The organism is Delftia sp. CH05, assembly GCF_009827015.1.
GTDB classification, from domain to species: Bacteria; Pseudomonadota; Gammaproteobacteria; order Burkholderiales; family Burkholderiaceae_C; genus Comamonas; species Comamonas tsuruhatensis.
In genome coordinates this window covers 352935-372880 of sequence record NZ_WUMG01000001.1, presented here as the reverse complement: position 1 = coordinate 372880, position 19946 = coordinate 352935, and the positions used below count along the sequence as shown (strand labels likewise).

The 19946-nt window shown below is 68.1% G+C and carries 21 protein-coding genes; 8 read left to right on the top strand and 13 right to left on the bottom strand.

The genetic code is table 11. The features are described from left to right. The first annotated feature begins 121 nt into the window (after positions 1–121). From GRX31_RS01660 to GRX31_RS01650, 3 genes are read left to right on the top strand one after another with little or no spacing between them, the layout of a single operon-like run. Entirely contained in the window at positions 122–436 is a 315-nt protein-coding gene (locus GRX31_RS01660) for a DUF3649 domain-containing protein (protein WP_160851204.1), read from the top strand. Then, positions 433–2175: a PepSY-associated TM helix domain-containing protein gene (locus GRX31_RS01655; protein WP_160851201.1), complete on the top strand. Its 1743-nt coding sequence runs from the start codon at positions 433–435 to the stop codon at positions 2173–2175. Before GRX31_RS01660 ends, GRX31_RS01655 begins: the two co-directional genes overlap by 4 nt. Beyond that, positions 2172–2453: a DUF3325 domain-containing protein gene (locus GRX31_RS01650; protein ID WP_016452140.1), complete on the top strand. Its 282-nt coding sequence runs from the start codon at positions 2172–2174 to the stop codon at positions 2451–2453. The genes GRX31_RS01655 and GRX31_RS01650 overlap by 4 nt, the downstream gene beginning before the upstream one ends. A 17-nt stretch (positions 2454–2470) precedes the next feature. Here the strand turns inward: GRX31_RS01650 and GRX31_RS01645 are convergent, their stop codons facing one another. After that, positions 2471–3277: an SDR family NAD(P)-dependent oxidoreductase gene (locus GRX31_RS01645; protein WP_160851198.1), complete on the bottom strand. Its 807-nt coding sequence runs from the start codon at positions 3275–3277 to the stop codon at positions 2471–2473. A 92-nt stretch (positions 3278–3369) separates the two neighbouring features. Between GRX31_RS01645 and GRX31_RS01640 the strand changes: the two genes are divergently transcribed. The 4 genes from GRX31_RS01640 to GRX31_RS01625 all read left to right on the top strand — a co-directional run bounded on the left by GRX31_RS01640 (position 3370) and on the right by GRX31_RS01625 (position 7100). Beyond that, positions 3370–4305 carry a LysR family transcriptional regulator gene (locus tag GRX31_RS01640; protein WP_160851196.1) on the top strand — a complete coding sequence of 312 codons (936 nt, stop codon included), beginning with the start codon at positions 3370–3372 and terminating at the stop codon, positions 4303–4305. Between the two features lie 261 nt (positions 4306–4566). Then, on the top strand, positions 4567–5340 hold the full coding sequence (locus GRX31_RS01635) for a ferredoxin--NADP reductase (RefSeq protein WP_016448667.1): 774 nt from the start codon (positions 4567–4569) through the stop codon (positions 5338–5340). Between the two features lie 44 nt (positions 5341–5384). Continuing rightward, entirely contained in the window at positions 5385–6191 is an 807-nt protein-coding gene (locus tag GRX31_RS01630) for an IclR family transcriptional regulator (protein WP_016448668.1), read from the top strand. 135 nt (positions 6192–6326) lie between these two features. Further along, the gene (locus GRX31_RS01625; RefSeq protein WP_016448669.1) at positions 6327–7100 is read left to right on the top strand and encodes an SDR family oxidoreductase; all 774 of its coding nucleotides are present in this window, start codon (positions 6327–6329) and stop codon (positions 7098–7100) included. A 92-nt stretch (positions 7101–7192) separates the two neighbouring features. Here the strand turns inward: GRX31_RS01625 and GRX31_RS01620 are convergent, their stop codons facing one another. From GRX31_RS01620 to GRX31_RS01565, 12 genes are all read right to left on the bottom strand, one after another. Continuing rightward, a complete protein-coding gene (locus GRX31_RS01620) occupies positions 7193–7492 on the bottom strand; it encodes a HigA family addiction module antitoxin (RefSeq protein ID WP_013800141.1) in 300 nt (99 codons plus the stop codon). 87 nt (positions 7493–7579) lie between these two features. Then, positions 7580–7816 (bottom strand): type II toxin-antitoxin system RelE/ParE family toxin, encoded by a 237-nt coding sequence (locus tag GRX31_RS01615; RefSeq protein WP_160851194.1) that lies wholly within the window; start codon positions 7814–7816, stop codon positions 7580–7582. Between the two features lie 129 nt (positions 7817–7945). Beyond that, complete coding sequence (locus tag GRX31_RS01610; RefSeq protein WP_013800139.1) at positions 7946–9121, bottom strand: ABC transporter substrate-binding protein; 1176 nt, start codon at positions 9119–9121, stop codon at positions 7946–7948. A 55-nt stretch (positions 9122–9176) separates the two neighbouring features. Beyond that, on the bottom strand, positions 9177–9884 hold the full coding sequence (locus GRX31_RS01605) for an ABC transporter ATP-binding protein (RefSeq protein ID WP_016448672.1): 708 nt from the start codon (positions 9882–9884) through the stop codon (positions 9177–9179). Continuing rightward, complete coding sequence (locus GRX31_RS01600; protein ID WP_016452146.1) at positions 9871–10635, bottom strand: ABC transporter ATP-binding protein; 765 nt, start codon at positions 10633–10635, stop codon at positions 9871–9873. The genes GRX31_RS01605 and GRX31_RS01600 overlap by 14 nt, the downstream gene beginning before the upstream one ends. After that, complete coding sequence (locus GRX31_RS01595; RefSeq protein ID WP_017405281.1) at positions 10622–11596, bottom strand: branched-chain amino acid ABC transporter permease; 975 nt, start codon at positions 11594–11596, stop codon at positions 10622–10624. Before GRX31_RS01595 ends, GRX31_RS01600 begins: the two co-directional genes overlap by 14 nt. Further along, positions 11597–12460 (bottom strand): branched-chain amino acid ABC transporter permease, encoded by an 864-nt coding sequence (locus GRX31_RS01590; protein ID WP_016448674.1) that lies wholly within the window; start codon positions 12458–12460, stop codon positions 11597–11599. Between the two features lie 220 nt (positions 12461–12680). Beyond that, positions 12681–13619, bottom strand: a complete 939-nt coding sequence (locus tag GRX31_RS01585) for a LysR family transcriptional regulator (RefSeq protein WP_016448675.1) — start codon at positions 13617–13619, stop codon at positions 12681–12683. A gap of 123 nt (positions 13620–13742) precedes the next feature. Next, positions 13743–14729 carry a YihY/virulence factor BrkB family protein gene (locus GRX31_RS01580; RefSeq protein WP_034366599.1) on the bottom strand — a complete coding sequence of 329 codons (987 nt, stop codon included), beginning with the start codon at positions 14727–14729 and terminating at the stop codon, positions 13743–13745. A gap of 70 nt (positions 14730–14799) precedes the next feature. Continuing rightward, the gene (garD, locus tag GRX31_RS01575; protein WP_043792259.1) at positions 14800–16365 is read right to left on the bottom strand and encodes a galactarate dehydratase; all 1566 of its coding nucleotides are present in this window, start codon (positions 16363–16365) and stop codon (positions 14800–14802) included. 188 nt (positions 16366–16553) lie between these two features. Next, on the bottom strand, positions 16554–17552 hold the full coding sequence (locus tag GRX31_RS01570) for a Bug family tripartite tricarboxylate transporter substrate binding protein (protein ID WP_017405277.1): 999 nt from the start codon (positions 17550–17552) through the stop codon (positions 16554–16556). Positions 17553–17602: 50 nt separating this feature from the next. Beyond that, entirely contained in the window at positions 17603–18919 is a 1317-nt protein-coding gene (locus GRX31_RS01565) for a glucarate dehydratase family protein (protein WP_160851192.1), read from the bottom strand. An 87-nt stretch (positions 18920–19006) separates the two neighbouring features. Between GRX31_RS01565 and GRX31_RS01560 the strand changes: the two genes are divergently transcribed. Continuing rightward, positions 19007–19795, top strand: a complete 789-nt coding sequence (locus GRX31_RS01560; protein ID WP_034366548.1) for a FadR/GntR family transcriptional regulator — start codon at positions 19007–19009, stop codon at positions 19793–19795. Positions 19796–19946: the final 151 nt, after the last annotated feature.

The window sequence follows — 19946 nt, the reverse complement described above, 5'->3', positions numbered from 1 at the left end:
GGCGCTGGATGTGGCGGCGCACTTGACTGCACCGCTTGTAATGGGACTTATTCTCAAATAACATCCGCGCCACTGCCGCCTCCTCTGCCGGTGTTTTTCGAGCCTTTCCAGGCCCCGTGCCATGCCATCTCCCACTCTTGCCCGCACCCATGACTGGTTCCGTGACTACGGGCCGCTGATCTCCCGCATCCTCGCTGCGCTGTTTGGCGGCTACGCCGTGGCGGCGCTGGCCAGCGTGGCCGTGCTGGCCCTGCCCGCAGACCGCACGCAGGCGGCGATCTCGGGCACCTTGCTGAGCTTTGCCGTCTACGCGGGCGCGGTGATCTGGGTGTTTGCCGTGCGCAGCGCCACGCGCGCCTGGGCCGGCCTGCTGGTCGCCGCCCTGGTGCTGGCGCCTGCCGCGTGGTGGACCTGGGGCAAGGGGCTGGGCGCATGAACACGAACACCACGAACACCACGGACACCACGAACACGGCCGGCAAGTCTGCCAAGCCCGGGAAAGCCGCCAAGGCACCCGGCATCCGCCAGACCATGTCCGACCTGCACACCTGGGTCGGCCTGCTGCTGGGCTGGTTCCTCTACGCCATGTTCCTCACGGGCACGGTGAGCTATTTCAGGAACGAGATCACGCAGTGGATGCAGCCCGAGCAGCCGCACCAGAGCCAGGCGAGCGAGCCCGCGCTCGTGGCCCAGCGGATCGGCGACGCCATGGCGCATGTGGCGCCGCAAAGCCCGCAATGGCTGATCAACCTGCCCGATGCGCGCAGCACGGTGGCCACGGTGTTCTGGAGCCCGCCGCAGACGGAAAAGGGCGCCAGGCGCCGCTTCGAGAACGGCCGCTTCGACCCGGCCACCGGCACGCGCCTCGAAGGCCCGGTGCGCGAGACGCGCGGCGGCGAGTTCTTCTACCGCTTCCACTTCCAGTTCCACTACATGCCCGTGCTCTGGGGCCGCTATCTGGCGGGGCTGTGCGCCATGTTCATGCTGGTGGCCATCGTCAGCGGGGTGATCACGCACAAGAAGATCTTTGCCGACTTCTTCACCTTCCGCTGGGGCAAGGGCCAGCGCTCCTGGCTGGACGCGCACAACGCGCTGTCCGTGCTGGGCCTGCCCTTTCACCTGATGATCACGTACACCGGCCTGGTGACGCTGGCCCTGATGTACATGCCCTGGGCCAGCCTGGCCACCACCATGACGCCCGAGCAGCGCGTGGTGGCAGGCCAGCAGCTCAGCGCCTTCGTTCCGGCAGGCAAGCCCTCGGGGCAGGCCGCGCCCCTGGCACCGCTGGCCGACATGGTGCTCCAGGCCGAGCAGCGCTGGGGCGCGGGCCAGGTGGAGCGCCTGAACGTCAACCTGCCCGGCGATGCCAAGGCCAGCGTGGTCGTGGTGCGCGGCGACAACGGCCGCGTCTCCATCAGCCCGCAGTTCATGACGTTCGACGGCGTCAGCGGCCAACTGCTCAAGGCCCAGGACAGCGTGGGCGCCGCCGCCGAGACGCGCGGCGTGCTCTATGCGCTGCACATGGGCCGCTTCGGCGACCTGCCCACGCGCTGGCTGTACTTCATCGTCAGCCTTGCGGGCACGGCCATGGTGGGAACAGGACTGGTGCTGTGGAACGTGAAGCGGCGCAGCAAGCTGCCCGACCCGGAAAGGCCGCATTTCGGCTTCCGGCTCGTGGAACGGCTGAACATCGCCACCATCGCCGGCCTGTCCATCGGCATGGCCGGCATGCTCTGGGCCAACCGCCTGCTGCCGGTGGAGATGGCGCAGCGCGCCGAGTGGGAGGTGCACGCCATGTTCATCGCCTGGGGTGCCACCCTGTTCTGGGCGATGGGCCGGCCCGCCAAGCGGGCCTGGATCGAGTTGCTGTGGGCTGGCGCCGCCGCCCTGGCCCTGCTGCCCGTGGTCAACGCGCTGACCACGGATCGCGGCCTCTTGGCCAGCCTGCGCGCGGGCGACTGGGTATTCGCGGGCATGGACCTCATGCTGCTGGCCCTGGCCGCACTGCATGCCCATCTGGCCCTGCGCACCCAGCGCCACCAGCCCAAGGCCAAACCGGTGCGCGCCGCCCGGCCCGCGCCCAAGTCAGCCGCCACTACAGCAGCCGCCACGGCTGTGGCCGCCACGGCTGTGGCCGCCACGGCAGCGGCCGCCGCAGCGGAGACCAGCGCATGAGCATGGCCCATCTGTTCTGTCAGCTGCTGGCCCTGGGCGCCTTCGCCTGCCTGGCCCTGGCCATGGACCGCCACCAGAGCGACCTGTTCGGCAAGGAACTGCCACCCGCCCGCACACGGCGCCTGCGCGCGGCCGGCTGGGTGCTGCTGGCGCTGTCGCTGTGGGCGGCGCTGCAGGTGGAGCCCTGGTCGCTGGGGCTGGTGGCCTGGTTCGGCCACATCAGCGCAGCCGCCGCCATCGTGCTGCTGTCCATGGTGGCGCGCGAGCGGCTGCGCTGACGCCCCTCCTGGCGCCTTCAGAGAAACATGCCGCCCGAGGCCTCGATGCGCTGACCCTGCACCCAGCCCATGCCGGGCTGCAGCAGGGCGGCCATCACGGGGCCGATGTCGTCGGGCTGGCCCACGCGGCCCAGTGCCGTCTGGCTGGCCAGGGCCGCGCCTACCTGCGCATCGTCGCGCACACGGCCGCCGCCAAAATCCGTGGCAATCGCCCCCGGCGCCACCGTGTTGACGCGAATGCCGCGCGCCCCCAGCTCGCGCGCCAGGTAGCGCGTCAGCACCTCCACCCCGCCCTTCATGGATGCATAGGCCGCATAACCGGGCTGGGTGAAGCGCGTGAGCCCGCTGGACAGGTGGATGATGCTGCCGCCGTCGCGCAGCAGGGGCAGCAGGTGCTGGCTCAGGAAGAACGGCGCCTTCAAGTGGATGGCGACCAGCTCGTCGAACTGCGCCTCGGTGGTGGTGGCGAATGGCGCGTTGATGCCGATGCCGGCGTTGTGCACCAGCGCATCGAGGCGGTCGGCCTGCCAGGTCTCGGCCAGGGCCCTGCGCACGCGGGCCGCAAAGTCCGCAAAGCCCGCGCTGCGCGCCACGTCCAGCTGCAGGGCGGCGGCTCGCCCGCCCAGCGCCTCGATGGCGGCCACGGCGGCCTGGGCCTGGTCGGCACGCTCGCGGTAAGTCAGCAACACGTCCAGGCCCTGGCGCGCCAGGTGCTCGGCCGTGTTGCGGCCCAGGCCGCGGCTGCCGCCCGTGACGAGGACAATGCGGCAGTTTGCAATGGAAGAAGCGGTCGAAGGAGAAGTGTTCGAAAGAGACGCTGTCATGACGGACCTCGGCAGTGGGTTGCAATGACGGCGACTGTATTGAAGGCTGTTTTCTGGATAAATTGGCTGTTTCTGATTTATTTGTTCGCCCCATGCAAACAATCAAGCTTCTGGAGCAGATGCAGATCTTCAGCCGCGTGGCCGAGATGGCCAGCTTCACGCGTGCGGCCGACAGCATGGGCCTGCCCAAGGCCAGCGTCTCCCAGGCCGTGCAGCAACTGGAGGCGCGGCTGGGCACGCGGCTGCTGCACCGGACCACGCGGCGCGTGCAGCTCACCCAGGACGGCCAGGCCTGCTACGAGCGCTGCCAGGACCTGCTGGCCGACGTGGACGAGTTCCAGGGCCAGTTCCAGCAGGCCGGCGACGCGCCGCTGCAGGGCAAGGTGCGGCTGGACATGACCACCGGCCTGGCGCGCCACGTCGTCATGCCCTTGCTGCCGCAACTGCTGCAAAGCCATCCGGCGCTGGAGCTGGAGCTGAGCTGCACCGAGCGCCGCGTGGACCTGGTGCGCGAAGGCTTCGACTGCGTGCTGCGCCTGGGGCCCGTGGACGAGCCCGGGCTGGTCGCCCGCCCGCTGGGCCGGCTGGCGCTTGTCACCTGCGCCAGCCCCGGCTATGCGCAGGCCCAGGGCCTGCCGGCCACGCTGGCCGACCTGTGCGGACACCGGCTGGTGCATTACCAGCGCACGCTGGGCGCGCGGCCGCTGGGCTTCGAGTACGAAGAGGACGGCCAGGCACTCAGCCTGCCCATGGCGGGCGCGCTCACCGTGAACAACGCCGAGGCCTATCTCTCGGCCTGCCAGGCCGGCCTGGGCCTGATCCAGGTCCCGCGCCTGGCCGTGCAGCCGCTGCTGGATGCCGGGGAGCTGATCGAGGTGTTGCCCCGCCATCCGCCCCCGCCCATGCCCTTGCACCTGATCTATGCCCACCGCCGCCAATTGCCACGCCGCGTGCGCGTGCTCATGGACTGGCTGGCACAGGCCATACAGCCCTGGACACTCGACGCTGGCCTGCCCGAAAAGCAATAGGCGATGGCCCGCCGGACTCGGCCAGCGTCATTTTGCTTATCACTAATCCGTATCAAGACAAAGGTTCGCGCCTGCCCCTTTTGACGCCATTTACCGGACAATAGCGACCTTGCCCCGGTCACCGGCCGCCACGAAGCAGCGGCAACGCGCACACCGCGCCTGCCCCCTGTGCTTCCCGCCACCGCGTGCCTGAATGGCACTGACCTCTCATTGCAACGTCCCGGCGGGCACTGTCCGCCCCGAATTCACCGTATTGCCAACATGAGTGCTTTTCTTGAAGAACGCGTGCTGTCCGTCCACCACTGGACCGACCGCCTTTTCTCCTTCACCACCACCCGTGACACTGCGCTGCGCTTTTCCAACGGCCATTTCACGATGATCGGCCTGAAGGTCGACGGCAAGAACCTGCTGCGCGCCTACTCCATTGCCAGCCCCAATTACGAGGAGCACCTGGAGTTCCTGTCCATCAAGGTGCCCGACGGCCCGCTGACCTCGCGCCTGCAGAACATCAAGGTGGGCGACACCATCATCGTCGGCAAGAAGCCCACGGGCACGCTGCTGATCGACTACCTGCTGCCCGGCAAGAACCTGTACCTGATCGGCACCGGCACGGGCCTGGCCCCCTGGCTGGCCGTGGCGCGCGACCCCGAGACCTACGAGCGCTACGAGAAGGTGGTCGTGGTGCACGGCGTGCGCCATGCCAACGAGCTGGCCTACCAGGAGCTGTTCGAGAAGGAACTGCCCGAGCACGAGTTCCTCGGCGAGATCGTCAAGGACAAGCTCATCTACTACCCCACGGTGACGCGCGAGCCCTTCCGCAACCAGGGCCGCATCTCCAACCAGATCACGGCCGGAACCTTCCCGCAGAACATCGGCCTGCCCGAGCTCAACCCCGAGACCGACCGCGTCATGCTGTGCGGCAGCCCCGCCATGCTGAACGAACTCAAGGAGCTGCTGGAGCACCGCGGCTTCAAGGAAGGCAACACCACCACGCCCGGCGACTTCGTGGTCGAGCGCGCCTTCGTCGAGAAGTAAAGCCCACGACACCCCGTGGCGGGGCGGCTGCCGATAATCGGCGCATGCCGCCCTCTTCCCTTCCTTCAGCCCCGCCAGGCGACGAAGACCGCAACTTCATCGTCGCACTGGCGCGCGGGCTGGACGTGCTGTCGTGCTTTCGCTCCGGCGAGAAGCTGCTGGGCAACCAGGACATCGCCAGGCGCTGCGGACTGCCCAAGTCCACGGTCTCGCGCCTGACGCACACGCTGACCACGCTGGGTTACCTCATCCATGTGCCCGAAGAGGGCAAATACCGCCTGGGCACGGCCACGCTGGCGCTGGGCAGCGCCATGCTCTCGCGCCTGGACGTGCGCCAGATCGCGCGCCCGCTGATGCGCAAGCTGGCGGCCGCCACCGATGCCGAGGTGGCCCTGGCCACGCGCGACCGGCACAACATGGTCTACATCGAGCACTGCCCCAGCGCGCGCTTCATGCACCGCGACCTGGACATGGGCTCGCGCATTCCCCTGGCCACCACGGCCGTGGGCCGTGCCTGGCTGGCCGCCAGCCCCGCGTCCGAGCGCCAGCGCGCGCTGGACTATCTGCAGTCTCACGCGCCCGAGCAATGGGCCGCCGCACAGGCCCAGCTGCCGCTGTGGCCGGAGGCAGGCAACCAGCCCCAGCCCTGGCTGTCGCGTTCGTTCGGCGACTGGCAGCCCGAGGTCAACGCCATCGCCCTGGCCTTCTCGCCGGGGCGCGGCCTGCCGCTGATGGCCGTCAGCCTGGGCGGGCCCTCGCGCTTCGTCACGGCCGACGCGCTGCGCCAGGACGGCGTGCCCGCGCTGCAGCGCATGGTGCGGCGGCTGCAGCAGGACATCGACAGGGCCTGAACGCCTGTCCCGCAGGTGCCCGCGCGGTACCGCTCAGCACGGCAAAGTAGCCAAGACGACAGCGTGCACGGTGCCGGCGCCCTAGCATGCAGGTGTTGCTCAACCACCAGAAACCCAAGCCAGGAGACATACAGCATGAGCGTGAAAGCATTGTTCGACCTCACGGGCAAGACCGCCCTGATCACCGGAGGCTCGCGCGGCCTGGGCCTGCAGATGGCCGAGGCGCTGGGCGAGATGGGCGCCCGGCTCGCCATCACGGCGCGCAAGTCCGACGAGCTGGCCGAGGCCAAGGCCCACCTGCAGGGCCTGGGCTACCAGGTCGAGACCTTCACCAACGACCTGCAGAAGTTCGACACCATCCCCGCCCTGGTCGAGGACGTGCTGGCGCGCTGCGGCGACATCGACATCCTCGTCAACAACGCGGGCGCCACCTGGGGCGCCAAGGCCGAGGAATACCCGGACGAGGCCTGGAACAAGGTCATGAACCTCAACGTCTCCGCGCCCTTCTTCCTCACCCGCGAAGTGGCCAGGCGCGTGATGATCCCCAAGGGCCGGGGCAACGTGATCATCACGGCCTCGGTCGCCGCCTTCAAGGGCACGCCGCCCGGCATGAACACCGTGGCCTACAACACCTCCAAGGCGGCCGCCGTGCATCTGGCGCGCACCCTGGCCTCGGAATGGGGCCACTACGGCATCCGCGTCAACTCCATCTGCCCGGGCTTTTTCCCCAGCAAGCTGGCCAACGGCCTCATCGACAAACTCGGCGACCAGCTCATCGCCCGCGCCCCGCTGCGACGCATCGGCGGCGAGGAGGACCTCAAGGGCGCCGTGGTCTACCTGGCGTCCGATGCGTCTCGGCACATGACGGGGCAGGCGTTGGTGCTGGATGGTGGAGCGAGCTTGTTGTAAACAACGCAGCCCTGCAATGAGAAAGGCCCCTGTACCGCGGTGCAGGGGCCTTTCTTACGTGAGCCGCTGCGCAGCGACTCAGCATGTCTTCTTCAAGCCTGCAGAGCAAAGGGCTCGATGGACTCCAGGTCGTCGCCTATGGCCTCGCGCGCGATATCGGCGTCGTACTGGCTTTGCAGATTCATCCAGAACTCCACGGACGTGCCAAAGAAGCGCGCCAGGCGCAGCGCCGTATCCGCCGTGATGGAGCGGCCGTTCTTGACGATGGCCGCGATGCGTGTCTGCGGGACATGGATGGCCTGGGCCAGGCGGTATTGCGTCAGGCCCATGGGCTCCAGGAATTCAGTGGCCAGGATTTCGCCTGGCGTGGGGAGGTTCAAAGGTTTGTTCATGGTCAGCACTCCTGCGCCAGATCCAGGATCAACGCTTTCGCTTCAGTGGTAATCGACGATCTCCAGCTGACTCGGGCCTTCATGGGTCTACACAAAGCACACGCGCCACTGGTCATTGATGCGGATGCTGTGCTGCCCCTTGCGATCTCCGTGCAGCGCCTCCGGCCGGTTTCCGGGCGGGACCCTCAAGTCCTGAAGCACATGAGCGGCATGCAGCATCCGAAGCTTGCGCAGCGCAACCACTTCAATGCTGCTCCACCGACGCACCTGCCTCTGCTGGAACAGTTGCTCGGTGTCGGGGCACTTGAATGACTGGATCGTCATGGAAGCAAATAATAACGCATCGCGTCAGTAACGTCAAACGTAAGTACTGGGCCACTGAGTCCACAAGAAAGCGCCTGGGCCAGATCAAGCTGGCACCAGGCGCTTTCGGTCGAAAAACTGAGCGGCGCTCTACTTGTTCGCCACCGTCATCACCGCCTCGATCTTGCCGTCGCGCACAGCGGCGCCGCGCTCCGTGGTCAACGTGCCGCCGCGCTCATCCACGCCCTTGACGCCGCCGGGGTTCACGTCGGGGCGCAGGGATTTGTAGGCCTCGTCGAGCTTGGCGTGGATGGCCTTGGTGTCCGAGGCCGAGCCGGCCAGCTGCATGGCCTTGACGGTGGCGTGCACGGCTGTGTAGTTCCACTGCGCCTCCGAGCCCGGGATGCGGCCCGGGTAGACCTTGCCGAAGCGTTCGACGAAGGCCTTGTTCTCGGGCTTGGTGTCCTCGGAGACGGGCATGACGCCGATGGCGCCTTCCAGCGGCGCATAGCCCCCGACCACGCGGGCCATTTCGTCGAGCTTGGCCTGGTCCATGACCACGAAGCCGCCCTTGAAGCCCAGCTCGCGCGCCTGCTTGACGACCAGGGCCGTGGGCTCGGAGGCTCCGCCCACGAAGAGCACATCGGGCTTTTCGGCCAGGGCCTTGCTCACGCCGCTGTAGAAATCGGTGGCGCGGTTGTAGCTCATGGCGTTCTCGGCCACCACGGTGCCGCCCAGCTTTTCCCAGCCGGGCTTGAAGGCGGCGACCCAGGCCTTGGCGTAGTCGTGGTCGGCGCCCACCAGGGCCACCTTCTTGCCGAAGCGGCCCATCACGTACTTGGAGAACGGGTCGATGTACGAGGTGAACTCGGGCGGGATGCGCAGGGTCAGCTTGTTGCCCCGGTTGGTGATCTGCGGCACCGAGCTGTAGGCCAGCACGATGAAGTTGCTGCGCTCGTTGGTGGTCTGCAGCGCGAAGATGCCGCCCGAATGCGGCACCAGGATGGCCGCCGTCTTGTGCTGCTGCACCAGGCGCTGGGCGTTGATCGCGGTCTCGGACGGGTTGTACTTGTCGTCCAGCGGAACGATCTCGATCTTGACCTTCTTGCCACCGATCTCGGGCGCTGCGGCATTGATCTCGGAGACGGCCATCTGCATGCCGTCGAGCACGTTCTTGCCGTACTGGGCAGCGCCGCCCGACAGCGGGCCGGAGTAGCCGATCTTGACGACTTCCTGGGCCAGCGCAGGGCCGGCGGCGGCCACGGCGGCGCAGGCCAGGGCCAGCGTGCCCACCCTGCGGCGGGTCAATGGTGCGAATGCTGTCATGTCTGTCTCCTTGGATCGTTGGTGGTGGTGGCTTGGGTAGAGGCAAGAGGCGGCGTCATGCGCCGATGTAGGCCTTGCGGATGGAGTCGTCGGCCAGCAATTCGGCGGGCCTGCCCTCGCGCACGATGCGGCCGCTTTCCATCACATAGGCGCGGTGCGCGATCTTCAGCGCCGCATAGGCGTTCTGCTCGGCCAGCAGCACGGTGGTGCCGGCCGCGTTGATGCGCTGTATGGCCTCGAACATCTGCTTGATGACCAGGGGCGCCAGGCCCAGCGAGGGCTCGTCCAGCAGCAGGGCCTGGGGCCGGCCCATCATGGCGCGGCCGATGGCCACCATCTGCTGCTGGCCGCCCGACAGCGAGCCGGCCGGGTCGTGCTGCTTCTCGCGCAGGATGGGAAACAGCTCCATCACCTCCTGCAGCGTCTTCTGGCTGGGACCGGGGTCGCGGCGGTGCACATAGGCGCCCAGCTGCAGGTTGCGCAGCACCGACATCTGGGGAAACAGCTTGCGCCCTTCGGGGCACTGAACCACGCCGGACTGCACGATGGCCGAAGGCTTGCGCCCGGCCAGCTCCTGCCCGTTCCAGACGATGGAGCCGCCCGCGGCCTTGTGGATGCCGCTGGCCGTGAGGAACAGCGAACTCTTGCCTGCGCCGTTGGCGCCCAGCAGCACCACCAGCTCGCCCCGGTCGGCATGCAGGCTCACGCCGTCCAGCGCCAGGAAGCTGCCGTAGCGCAGCGACACGTTCTCAAACTTCAGCATGCTCGCTCCCCAGGTAGGCATCGATGACGGCGGGGTTGCGGCGTATCTCCTCGGGCGTGCCCTCGGCGATCTTCTCGCCGTAGCTGAGCACCAGGATCTTGTCGGCCAGGCTCATGATCATGCCCATCTTGTGCTCGATCAGCGCCACCGTGATGCCGTGGCGCACCAGCTTGCGGATCAGCTCGGCCAGGCCCTCGGTCTCCTCGGGGTTGACGCCGCCGGCGGGCTCGTCGAGCAGCATCAGCTTGGGGTCGGTGGCCAGGGCCAGCGCGAAGGCCACGCGCTTGCGCTCCTCCTGCGTGATGTCGCCCGCGATGCGGCCGGCCACGTGCGACAGGCCCACGAAGTCCAGCGCGTCGCGCGCCTTTTCGCGGCACACGCGCTCTTCCTCGCGCAGGCGGCTGGAGCCGCGCAGCACATCCCATAGCCCTGAGCGCGTGCGCAGCCGGTGGCCCACGATGAGGTTGTCCAGCACCGTGGCGCGGTCGAACAGCGCCGTGGTCTGGAAGGTGCGCGCCACGCCCAGTTTCGCCACCTGGTCGGTGCGCAGCGAGGTCACGTCCTGGCCGTTGAAGGTGATGGTGCCCGAGGTGGGCTTGTGCACGCAGCTGATCAGGTTGAAGAACGTGGTCTTGCCGGCGCCGTTAGGGCCGATGATGGCGTTGATGCGGCCTTCCTCGATCACGGTGCTGACATCGCTCACGGCGGCCAGTCCGCCGAACCGCTTGGTCAGGTGGTCAATCTTGAGCATGCGGCTTGCCCTCCTTGGCATTGCGGCGCGCGCGCCAGGCGGTGACGCTGCCCACCACGCCGTAGGGCATGAAGATCACCAGCATCACGAGAATGGGGCCGAAGACGATGAAGCGGTACTCCTGCAGGAACTGCAGGTACTGCGTGATCCAGGGCATGCCAATGGCGCCCAGCAGCGGCCCCAGCACCGTGCCCATGCCGCCGACCATGGCGAAGATCATCATGTCGAAGGTGTGGTGCACGCCCGCCATGTCGGGACCGATGAAGCGCACGAAGCCCGCATACAGGCCGCCGGCCACGCCCGCGTAGACCACGCTCAGCATGAAGGCCAGCACCTTGTTGCGCATGAGGTTGATGCCCAGGGCCTCGGCCAGCTCGTCGCTGTTGCGGATGGCCACGAAGGTGCGGCCCAGCAGCGACCGGACGATGCGCCGCATCACCCAGACCGAGGCCACGAGGAAGGCCAGCACCAGGTAGTACAGCGCCAGCGGCGACTCGAAGCTCAGCGCACCCAGGGCCTCGGGCGCGGGGATGCCCATGATGCCCACCGTGCCGTGGGTCAGGCCCTCCCACTTCTCGATGACGAGGAACATGATGTAGCCCACGCACAGCGTGAAGATGGAGAAGTAGTGGCCCTTGAGCCGCAGCGAGACGATGCCGATCAGGTAGCCCAGCACCGCGCACACCACGCCCGACATCACCAGCCCGCCCCAGAACGGCCAGCCATGGTCCACCGTAAGGATGCCCACGGTATAGGCGCCCGCGGCCATGAAGCCCGCATGCGCCAGATTGAGCTGGCCCGTGTAGCCCGTGATCAGGTTCAGGCCCAGCGTGGCGATGGCGAAGATGTAGGCCGTGCTCATCACCGTGAGGTGGTAGTCGTTGCCCGCCAGCCAGGGGAAGGCGATGCCGGCGGCCAGCAGCAGGCCCCAGGCAACGCGGGAGTCGATGAATCCGTTCATTCAATGACTCCTCTTGGCGAACAGGCCCTGCGGGCGCAGCGACAGGATCACCACCAGCAGCACGAAGGCGATGATGTCCTTGTAGTCGGTGGAGATGTAGTAGGCGCCGAAGCTCTCGGCAAAGCCGATGATCAGCCCGCCCAGCACGGCGCCCGGGATGCTGCCCATGCCGCCCAGGATGATGATCACGAAGGCCTTGGTGATGACCAGGTGGCCCATGGCCGGATAGACCAGGTTGATGGGCGCATACAGCGTGGCCGCCACGGCCGCGAGCACGCCCGAGATGGCAAAGGTCAGCATGGACACGCGGTTGGCATCGATGCCCACCATCGATGCGCCCTCGCGGTTCTGGGCCATGGCGATGATGGTCGAGCCCGTGGTGGTGCGCGTCAGGAACAGGTGCAGCGCCACCATCAGCGCAAAGGCCGCGACTATGATCAGCAGGCGCTGCGCAGGCGCCGTGATGCCGCCCATCTCGACGATGGAGGTATAGGGCGTGGGCATGCGCTGGAAGTCCGCGCCCCACAGCGCCTGGGCGCCCGCTTCCAGAAACAGCAGCAGGCCGATGGAGGCGATCTTGGGATGCAGGGGAGAGGCCTTGCGCAGCGGATGGAAGATCAGCCGCTCGCTGACGATGCCCAGCACCGCCACCGCCACCGCCGCCACCAGCATGGCCGCCCAGTAGCCCCAGCTCCAGGCCACCATGGCCTGGAAGGCCACGAAGGCGCCGATCATGTAGAAGCCCCCGTGCGCGAAGTTGGGCACGTGCAGGATGCCGTAGACCAGGGTCAGGCCCAGGGCCACGAGGCCATAGATGCCGCCCAGGGTCAGTCCGTTGAGCACTTGCTGCAGGAAGACGTCCATCACCGCCTCCCGCCTGCCGCCGCCGGTGGCCGCCACCGGACCAGGGTCTGTTCTCGCATTGCCTTGCCTCCTTGTTTGCTGTGAACCAGCTTAGGAGGCGGTGCCGTGCACCATCAACCCGAAGATTCCGCACAGCGGAATTCACCTGGGAAACCCCGAGGCGCAAACCGCTGCGGCAGTAACCTAGATGACAGGCGCAGGCCGGCAGGAGCGGGGAACGCTAGATGGACAGCGCCGGCAGGTTTTCGGGCAGGCCCTGCATGGAGCGCTGCGTGTGCTCGGCCACGAAGTCCAGGAAGCTGCGCACGCGCGCCGGCATGAACTTGCGCGTGGGCAGGGTGGCGTAGAGCGTGAATCGGCCCGTGGTCCATTCGGGCAGCACATGGCGCAGCCGGCCCGAGCGCAGGTGGCGCGCGATCAGGTCCAGCGGCTGGGTGCTGATGCCCGCGCCGTCCAGCGTGGCGCGCAGCAGCGTGCCCGTGTGGTTGGCCACCAGCACGGGGCGCACGGCCACCTCGACCTCGCCCGCGTTGCCGTCGAGCCGGCGCATGCGCAGCATGTCGGAGCGGCCCTGGATGCGCCGGCGCAGCAGGCACTGGTGGCCGGCCAGGTCCTCGGGCACGACAGGCACGCCATGGGCGTCCAGGTACTCGGGCGCGGCGCAGGCCAGGCCGCAGGTGGTGACGATGGGCCGGGCCACCACGTTGCCGTCGTAGCCCTCCTCGGCATTGACGAAGGTGATGTCGTATTCGCCCACGGCCGCCTCGCTGGCCGACTCCACGAAGACCTCGATGCAGATGCGCGGATGCAGGCGGTGGAAGTCCGCCACCAGCGGCGCCAGCACATGCTCGGCGAACACGGGCGGCGTGAGCACGCGCACGGCGCCAGACAGCTCCAGCGTGTGCGCCTGGGCCAGGCTGAAGGCATCCTCCACATCGGCCAGGATGCCGCGCACGCGCTCCAGGTAGGCCTCGCCAGCCTCGGTCAGCGAGACGCTTCGCGTGGTGCGCTGCAGCAGCCGCGTGCCCAGGTGCTGCTCCAGGTCGGCCACCAGGCGCGTGACCGTGGGCACGGACATGTCCAGGCGCCGCGCCGCCGCCGAAAACCCGGCCTCGTCGGCCACGGTCTGGAATACCCGCATGGTCTGCAATCGGTCCATCTTGTCCTTGGCCCCCGGCCTTGGTGCCAGGGGACTTTGCTGCATTGTTCCATTGCCCAAACGCCTGCGCCGCGGCTTTGCGGGCCGCGGCGCAGGCGTTCATCTTCGTCGAAATGCGGGAACTCAGCCCGTGCCGCCCGGAGTGTCCCCGGCGCTGGCCGCCTCGGCGGGCGGCGCCCAGCGGATGGGGTGGGTGAAGCGCACGCCGGCATCGCTGAAGGCCTTGGCCGTGGCGGCCGACAGCAGCAGGATGGCCGAGGAAAAGTAGATCCACATCAGCAGCACCACCAGCGAGCCCGCCGCGCCATAGGCCGAGACCACGGCCGCCGTGGCCAGGTACCAGGCCAGGGCCTGCTTGCCCAGCGTGAACAGCAGGGCGCCGATGATGGCACCGAAGATCAGATAGCGCAGCCGGGGCTTGGGGCCGCCGCCTATGCGCATCAGCCCCACAAAGAGCAGCACGGTGATGCCGAAGGACACGCACTCGTTGATCAGGCTGACCAGCGGCCCCAGCGGCTGCATCTGCAGCTTGGTGCCGGCCCAGTTGGTGATCAGCTGGATGGCCGTGGACAGGGCCATGGACACCAGCAGCAAGAAGCCCAGCGCCAGCACATAGGTCAGGCCGCGCAGCCGCAGCGCGGCCATGCGCCACCACACGGCCTTGGGCGGCGGCGGCTCGCCGTTGGAGGTCCAGAGCCTTTCCAGCGCGGACTGCAGCTCCACGAAGACACCGGTGGCGCCCGACATCAGCAGGATGAAGCCGAACAGCGAAGCCAGCCGCCCCTCGTCGGGCCGCTGGGCGCTTTCCAGCGCGCCGCGCACCACCTGGGCGCCGCGCTCGCCGATTACGTCCTGCACCTGGTCGATGAGCTGGTGCTCCACATAGCTGCGGTCCACCCACCAGCCCAGCACGCCGACCAGCAGCAGCAGCAGCGGCGCCAGGCTCAGGATGCCGTAGAAGGACATGGCGGCGCTCATGCGCAGGCCATCGGCGTCCAGCCACAGCTGCACGGCGTTCCACATGGCGCGCAGCGGGTTCAGTTCCAGCAGCCGGTCCAGGCGTGCGGACCAGGACGAGGCGGGGGGAGTTTCCGGGGTATCTGAGGGCATGGCCCCCATTGTGCGCAGCGGCGCACCGGCGCCCTGTCAGCCTGTGCCGACAGGGGCCTGTGCGCGCGGCTCAGGTCACGGGCGCTGGATTGAACAGCACCAGGGCGTTGTGCAGCTTCCACTGCTCGGCCCAGGTCTTCCTGCGGCCGCTGGCCACGTCCAGCATCAGGCGGAACATCTCCCAGCCCACGTCCTCGATGCTGGCCTGGCCCTCGGCAATGCGGCCCGCGTTCACGTCCATCAGGTCATGCCAGCGCCGCGCCAGGTCGCTGCGCGTGGCCACCTTGATCACGGGCACCTGGGCCAGGCCGTAGGGCGTGCCCCGGCCCGTGGTGAACACATGCAGGTTCATGCCGGCGGCCAGCTGCAGCGTGCCGCAGATGAAGTCGCTGGCCGGCGTGGCTGCATAGACCAGGCCGCTTTGGATGCCCCGGTCGGCCAGACGCTGGCCCGGCGACAGCACGCCGGTGATGGGCGCCGTACCGCTCTTGATGATGGAGCCCATGGCCTTCTCGACGATGTTGGACAGGCCGCCCTTCTTGTTGCCCGGCGTGGTGTTGGCGCTGCGGTCCACGCGGCCCTTGTCCAGGTAGGCGTCGTACCAGGCCATCTCCTCGATCATGGCCTGGGCCACCTCGGGGCTGGAGGCGCGCGAGGTGAGCTGGTCGATGCCGTCGCGCACCTCGGTCACCTCGCTGAACATCACGGTGGCGCCTGCGCGCACCAGCAAATCGGTGCAAAAGCCCACGGCCGGATTGGCCGTGACTCCGCTGAACGCATCGCTGCCGCCGCACTGCACGCCCACCACCAGGGCGCTGGCCGGCACGGTCTCGCGCCGGCGCGCGTTCAGCCGCTCCAGATGCACCCTGGCGCGGCCCATGATGGAGTCCACCATGGACATGAAGCCCACATGCGCCTCGTCCTGCAGGCAGACCACGTCCAGCGCGGGCTCGCGCTCATCGACGATGGGGAAGGACCCCGGCGGCAGCAGCCGCTCGGGCTGCAGCTTCTCGCAGCCCAGGCTCACCACCATCACCTCGCCGCCGAAATTCGGGTTGTGGCTGATGTTGCGCAGCGTGCGCTGCGGAATCTCGGCGCCCACGGCATCGATGGCCACGCCGCAGCCATAGCTGTGCTCCAGGCCCACCACATCGTCCACATTCGGATAGCGCGGCAGCAGCTCGGCCTTGATGCGGCCCACCGCGAAATCCAGCACCCCGGCCACGCACTGCACCGTGGTGGTGATGGCCAGGATGTTGCGCGTGCCCACCGTGCCATCGGCATTGCGGTAGCCCTCGAAGGTGTAGCCCGTCAGCGGCGGCAGCTCGGGCGGCTGCACCGTGGCGATCGGCAACCCCTCAAGAGACAGCGCCCCCGGCATGCGCAGCAGCCGCTCATGCACCCAGCTGCCCGCGGCAATGGCCTGCAGCGCATAGCCGATCACCACGTTGTAGCGGCGCACCTCGCCGCCCTCGGCAATGTCCACCAGCGCCACCTTGTGCGCCTGCGGCACCTTGTCGACCAGCACCAGCCCCCCGGGCATCACCGTGCCCGCAGGCAACCCCCCGTCATTGGCCACGATGGCCACGTTGTCGGCCGGATGCATGCGGATGGAAAGAGGAAGTGGGGTACTCATGGCAATGTCTCAATTTTCTAAAGGGCTGGCACTACAGCAGTAAAGCAGCTGGCACAGCCCACGCAACCGGCGCGGCCCAAGGCGAGGGACACCAAGCAAGGGCCTACGCCGGCCGCGCCGCCCCGCAGCGAGGGTGTCGTCCCCCTCCGCGAAGCGAGAAGGGGGAAGGCGCGAAGCGCCTCAGGGGGTCACTCTGCTTTTATTCCAGCAGCCTTGATCACCTTCCCCCACTTGACCACCTCGGCCTTCTGGAACTCGCCCAGCTCGGCCGGTGTCATCTGCGAAGGCAGCATGCCGAAGTTCTTCAGGCGCGCCTGCACCTCGGGCGTGGCGACGATCTTCATGATCTCCGCATGCAGCCGCTCCACGATGGGGCCCGGCGTGCCTGCGGGCGCGAACACGGCCTGCCACGATCCCATGTCGAAGCCCTTCTCGCCGGCCTCGGCAATGGTGGGCACATCGGGCAGGGATTCCAGGCGCTTGGAGCTGGTCACGGCGATGGGGCGCAGCTTGCCGGCCTGCACATGGGGGCCGACGACCAGGGCGGTGTCGAACATCATGTCCACCTGGCCGCCGATCACGTCCTGCACGGCCGGGCCGCTGCCCTTGTAGGGCACATGGGTGAACTTCACGCCCGTCTGGTAGCCCAGCAGCTCCAGCGCCATGTGGTTGGAGGTGCCGCTGCCCGGCGAGGCCGAGGTCAGGCCGCCCGCCGCTGCCTTGGCCTTGCTGGCGGCCAGCACGTCGGCCAGCGTCCTGTAGGGGCTGGAGGCCGGCACCACCAGCACCAGCGGGCCCGAGCCCAGCATGGCCACCGGCGTGAAGGACTTGACCGGGTCGTAGTCCAGCTTGGCGTACAGGCTCACATTGATGGCGTGCGAGCTGATGGTGCCGCCCAGGATGGTGTAGCCATCGGCCGGGGCGCGCGCCGCAATGGCCGAGCCCACGCTGCCGCCCGCGCCGCCCTTGTTCTCGATCACCACGGGCGTGCCCAGGGCCTTGCTCAGCGGCTGGGCGATCACGCGCGCCAGCGTATCGGTATTGCCGCCGGGCGGGAACGGCACCAGGTAGGTGATGGGCTTGCCCGTGGGCCAGTTGCCCTGCGCTGCGGCCGGCATGGCGGCCAGGGCCGTGCCCAGCAGCAGGGCGCTGGCGAGGGAATGTTGGATGAGTGTGCGGCGTTGCATGGTGCTTGTCTCCGGGAAGGGCTTGTCGTTGGAATGGTGTGAAAGCGGGTTCAGAAGCGCGGCTGGTGGCCGGTGAACGCGGGGTCGTACTTGCGCATCTGCCCCAGGTCGTCGCGGTTGCGGATGCCGCAGTGCAGGTAGTTGTCGTGCAGGCGGGCCAGGGCCTCGCGGTCCAGCCGCACACCCAGGCCGGGCGCCGTGGGCACGCGCAGGCTGCCCTGCTCGAACTGCAGCCGGCCGCCCTCGACCACTTCCTCGTCCTGCCAGGGGTAGTGCGTATCGCAGGCATAGGTCAGCAGGGGCACGCTGGCGCACAGGTGCGTCATGGCCACCAGGCTCACGCCCAGGTGGGAATTGCTGTGCATGGACAGGCCCAGGTCGAAGGTGCGGCACAGCGTGGACAGGCGCTGCGTGGCGCGCAGCCCGCCCCAGTAGTGGTGGTCGCTGAGCACGATCTTCACGGGGCAGCCCATCTCGGCATTGCGGCGGAACTCGGCAAAGTCCGTGACCACCATGTTGGTGGCCAGCGGCACATCGCACTCGCGTGCCACGGCCGCCATGCCGTCCAGGCCGGGCGCCGGGTCCTCGTAGTACTCGAGCACGCCCTGCAGCTGCTGCACGATCTTCAGGCTGGTCTCCACCGTCCAGTTGCCATTGGGATCGATGCGCAGCGGCGTGCCTGGAAAGGCCTCGGCCAGCGCCAGGATGCCGGCCGCTTCCTGCTCGGGCGGCAGCGCGCCGGCCTTGAGCTTGATGCTCTGGAAGCCGTACTGCGCAATCATGCGCCGCGCCTGCTCCACCAGCTGCTGCGGCGCCAGGGCCTCGCCCCAGGCGTCGGGCGAAGAATCTGGCCCATAGGGCCTGTCGATGTGCTCGGCGTACTTGTAGAACAGGTAGGCCGAGAACGGCACGCTGTCGCGCGCCGCCCCGCCCAGCAGGTCCACGATGGGCGCCCCGGCCATCTGGCCCTGCAGATCCAGCATGGCGACCTCGAAGGCGCTGACCACCTTGGGCACGGTCTTGGACACATGCGTGCCCGGCGCCAGCGACACCTGCTGGCCCAGGAACTCCGACGCCGTCAGCGCAGGCGGCGCCACCAGGGCCGCGACGCGGGCCTCCATCTCGTTGAGCGCCCAGGGCGACAGCCCCACCAGCGCGGGCGCGGCCTTGGCCAGCGCATCGAGCATGGGCTGGTCGCCGTAGCTTTCGTTGATGCCGACCAGGCCCGAGGCCGTCTCGATCTCGATGATGGAGCGCAGCGCCCAGGGCTCGTGGATGCCGGCCGCATTGAGCAGCGGCGGATCACGGAAGGCAATGGGCGTGATGCGGACGTGGCGGATCGCGTGGGTCGCTTGGGAGGTGCTCATCTGGACTGCGGACGGGGTCGGAAAATCGGAAAAATCTGCGAAAGCGTTGACGTCTTGTGATACGTTGTCGTACAACTTGGAGCGATTATGATCAGCACCATGGAAAGTTCGGCAAAGGGATTTCCCGCATCACCCCCAACGATCGAGCTTCCCCTGAGAGGAAAGTCCGGTCGCAGCGGCCGCAATCTGGCCGCCCTGCTGTTCGACGAGTTCGCGAGCAAGATCCGCAACGGCCTGCTGGCCGAAGGCGAGAAGCTGCCCACGGAATCGTCGCTGGTGCAGACCTACGAAGTCAGCCGCACCGTGGTGCGCGAGGCGCTGTCGCGCCTGCAGGCCTCGGGCCTGGTGGAGACGCGCCATGGCATAGGCACCTTCGTGCGCGCCGCCCAGCCCGCATCCACGCTGATGCTCAATGCCGACGAGCTGACGGCCGCCGTGGACGTGATGGCCGTGCTGGAGCTGCGCATCAGCCTGGAGACCGAAAGCGCCGGCCTGGCCGCGCTGCGCCGCAGCCCCGAGCAGCTGCAGGGCATACGCACGGCGCTGCAGGCCTTCGAGATCGCCTTTGCGCGCGGCGAGGACACGGTGGCCCATGACCTGGCCTTCCACACCCAGATCGCCGAGGCCACGGGCAACCGCTACTTCGGCGACATCCTGCGCCACTTCGGCGCCCAGCTGATTCCGCGCACGCGCATCGCCTCCATCCACCAGCCCCAGCGCGACCCCGACTACCTGCGCCGCGTCAACCGCGAGCATGAGGAAATCCTCGCCGCCATCGAGCGCCAGGACGCCGACTCGGCCCGCGCGGCCATGCGCATCCACCTAACCAACAGCCGCGAACGCCTGCGCCTGGCGCAAAAGACCAGCGCCGCCTGACGCCTTCTGACGCCTTCTGGGCATCCTGGACCGCCCCGCGCCCTGCGGGACCGATGGCGCCGGCACAGGAATTCAGACAACCAAGGGAAAACCCTTTATCACGGCATGCATGTCTCGGTTGAAAATTGACTCCAGTTGTACGACAACTGAC

Excerpts from the sequence above, each read along its gene's own strand:
- GRX31_RS01660 (WP_160851204.1), top strand. The coding sequence starts at position 122 with ATGCCATCTCCCACTCTTGCCCGCACCCATGACTGGTTCCGTGACTAC.
- GRX31_RS01655 (WP_160851201.1), top strand. The coding sequence starts at position 433 with ATGAACACGAACACCACGAACACCACGGACACCACGAACACGGCCGGC.
- GRX31_RS01650 (WP_016452140.1), top strand. The coding sequence starts at position 2,172 with ATGAGCATGGCCCATCTGTTCTGTCAGCTGCTGGCCCTGGGCGCCTTC.
- GRX31_RS01645 (WP_160851198.1), bottom strand. The coding sequence starts at position 3,277 with ATGACAGCGTCTCTTTCGAACACTTCTCCTTCGACCGCTTCTTCCATT.
- GRX31_RS01640 (WP_160851196.1), top strand. The coding sequence starts at position 3,370 with ATGCAAACAATCAAGCTTCTGGAGCAGATGCAGATCTTCAGCCGCGTG.
- GRX31_RS01635 (WP_016448667.1), top strand. The coding sequence starts at position 4,567 with ATGAGTGCTTTTCTTGAAGAACGCGTGCTGTCCGTCCACCACTGGACC.
- GRX31_RS01630 (WP_016448668.1), top strand. The coding sequence starts at position 5,385 with ATGCCGCCCTCTTCCCTTCCTTCAGCCCCGCCAGGCGACGAAGACCGC.
- GRX31_RS01625 (WP_016448669.1), top strand. The coding sequence starts at position 6,327 with ATGAGCGTGAAAGCATTGTTCGACCTCACGGGCAAGACCGCCCTGATC.
- GRX31_RS01620 (WP_013800141.1), bottom strand. The coding sequence starts at position 7,492 with ATGAACAAACCTTTGAACCTCCCCACGCCAGGCGAAATCCTGGCCACT.
- GRX31_RS01615 (WP_160851194.1), bottom strand. The coding sequence starts at position 7,816 with ATGACGATCCAGTCATTCAAGTGCCCCGACACCGAGCAACTGTTCCAG.
- GRX31_RS01610 (WP_013800139.1), bottom strand. The coding sequence starts at position 9,121 with ATGACAGCATTCGCACCATTGACCCGCCGCAGGGTGGGCACGCTGGCC.
- GRX31_RS01605 (WP_016448672.1), bottom strand. The coding sequence starts at position 9,884 with ATGCTGAAGTTTGAGAACGTGTCGCTGCGCTACGGCAGCTTCCTGGCG.
- GRX31_RS01600 (WP_016452146.1), bottom strand. The coding sequence starts at position 10,635 with ATGCTCAAGATTGACCACCTGACCAAGCGGTTCGGCGGACTGGCCGCC.
- GRX31_RS01595 (WP_017405281.1), bottom strand. The coding sequence starts at position 11,596 with ATGAACGGATTCATCGACTCCCGCGTTGCCTGGGGCCTGCTGCTGGCC.
- GRX31_RS01590 (WP_016448674.1), bottom strand. The coding sequence starts at position 12,460 with ATGGACGTCTTCCTGCAGCAAGTGCTCAACGGACTGACCCTGGGCGGC.
- GRX31_RS01585 (WP_016448675.1), bottom strand. The coding sequence starts at position 13,619 with ATGGACCGATTGCAGACCATGCGGGTATTCCAGACCGTGGCCGACGAG.
- GRX31_RS01580 (WP_034366599.1), bottom strand. The coding sequence starts at position 14,729 with ATGCCCTCAGATACCCCGGAAACTCCCCCCGCCTCGTCCTGGTCCGCA.
- garD (WP_043792259.1), bottom strand. The coding sequence starts at position 16,365 with ATGAGTACCCCACTTCCTCTTTCCATCCGCATGCATCCGGCCGACAAC.
- GRX31_RS01570 (WP_017405277.1), bottom strand. The coding sequence starts at position 17,552 with ATGCAACGCCGCACACTCATCCAACATTCCCTCGCCAGCGCCCTGCTG.
- GRX31_RS01565 (WP_160851192.1), bottom strand. The coding sequence starts at position 18,919 with ATGAGCACCTCCCAAGCGACCCACGCGATCCGCCACGTCCGCATCACG.
- GRX31_RS01560 (WP_034366548.1), top strand. The coding sequence starts at position 19,007 with ATGATCAGCACCATGGAAAGTTCGGCAAAGGGATTTCCCGCATCACCC.